2 protein-coding genes are annotated in these 1,450 nt (G+C 51.0%); one reads left to right on the forward strand and one right to left on the reverse strand.

Annotated features, from left to right (window positions below; all coding sequences use genetic code 11):
- Nucleotides 1–490: 490 nt before the first annotated feature.
- Nucleotides 491–769: a DUF3077 domain-containing protein gene (locus tag B2790_RS09635; RefSeq protein WP_286918718.1), complete on the forward strand. Its 279-nt coding sequence runs from the start codon at nt 491–493 to the stop codon at nt 767–769.
- A 120-nt stretch (nt 770–889) separates the two neighbouring features.
- Here B2790_RS09635 and B2790_RS09640 read toward each other — a convergent pair.
- On the reverse strand, nt 890–1,450 hold a 561-nt coding region (locus B2790_RS09640; RefSeq protein ID WP_286918719.1), incomplete at its 5' end, for a hypothetical protein.

Consider the following 1,450-nt stretch of genomic DNA (forward strand, 5'->3'; position numbering starts at 1 on the left):
GTTGGGTTAATGGAGCAGTTACGTTGTTTTGGTAGAAGCGGCGTGTAGTTTTTGCAGCGGCCATGGGGCCTCCGAGGGGTCAAGGGTTAACAGGGACTGGCCTCTTTTGTGATGCCACTGCCGGGGCGACCGGTTGGGTAGACTATGTAATGCCCTGGCGACAATTGGCTACTGACAGAAATGCCAGTTTTTCCACGAACAAGTTGTGCCGAGCCTGCCCTGTGACACCGGCCTCGGAATGTCTCCCTTGCGCATGTGGCCAGTGCCGTTTGTCCAACCCTGAACTACGCTGACAGTCGCATCCCACGAATCATTTGTGCGCAAGTGAGAACCCAACGATATAGTGCTTTCGCCACGGCAGCCGTGCGCGGGCAGACTTACGTCTGGCTGCGTTCCTATATCCGCGGTTTCTTACCTCGCGTACGGTTGCCGCCCTGATCCGTGAGAAAGATGAAGGTGCAACTCCTTGTCCAGATATAGGAGATCCACCATGACCAATTTCGCTCCAGGCACTCCCCATCCATCACACAGCAGCACCGTCGGTAAAGAAACCTGCATGGACCTTTTCCGCGTCCAGGCCAATATCCCCTTCAACCATGCCTTCTCCGAACTCTCCGTAATGCTCGGGTGCATCAATCACCTGACGACCGAAGCCGAGATGGAAAATGACCGGCTGGCTGGTAGTGCTGCGAGAATTCTCAGTGGCTTTGCCAAAGCACTGATCGATGACATCGAACTGGGACTGAACAAGGCTTCAATTCAGCTCTGACCTGTACCGGCCCTTTCGCGGGTAAACCCGCTCCCACAAGTATCCATGCAGCCTTCATGGCTTGCACATGCCCCTGTGGGGGCGGGTTTGAACTCGAAGAGGATCTTCTATGTACGTTTTTTATCGACCAAAGGTTTCCTGCCGGAATTCGCTTATATTTTGGCGAGGAAAAATTGGGAATGGGTCAGTTTCCGTGTAAATTGGAGGAGGTGTTCCTGCGTTATGCTGGGTATGGGGAGTAGAAAATGACGTTACAACTTCAGATGTATGGGCATTATAATGGACACGTGAGTTAACACTTGGCGAGGGTTGAGGCTGCATTGGAGAGTTAGAGGATGCAGCACTTTGTAGGGGATTAAAGGTGTCTCGTGGGTGAGAAATGCTGTTGTTTTGGTGAGTAATGGTCTGATGTTGATTCTGAGCATTGTTTTGTAGGCCATTAACTCTGCTTTCTAGGAGTCGATTGTGCCTTTTTAGCCGATATGATTTGAACCGGTAACGTAGGTAGCCGCCTGCCAATAGAGTCGTGGAAACGATGCCAAGAACTATTGATGTTGTATCTAGAATATGTCGGCTTTTGGGGTCTTTTACCACACTTCCTGCAATGGCGGTTGCTGCTGCTGTGCTCCCGGTGATTGCCATCGCAATATTGATAAAATTGGATAAAGGAAAATGACCAGT

Source organism: Pseudomonas sp. UBA6753, assembly GCF_002453565.1.
Classification (GTDB): domain Bacteria; phylum Pseudomonadota; class Gammaproteobacteria; order Pseudomonadales; family Pseudomonadaceae; genus Aquipseudomonas; species Aquipseudomonas putida_Z.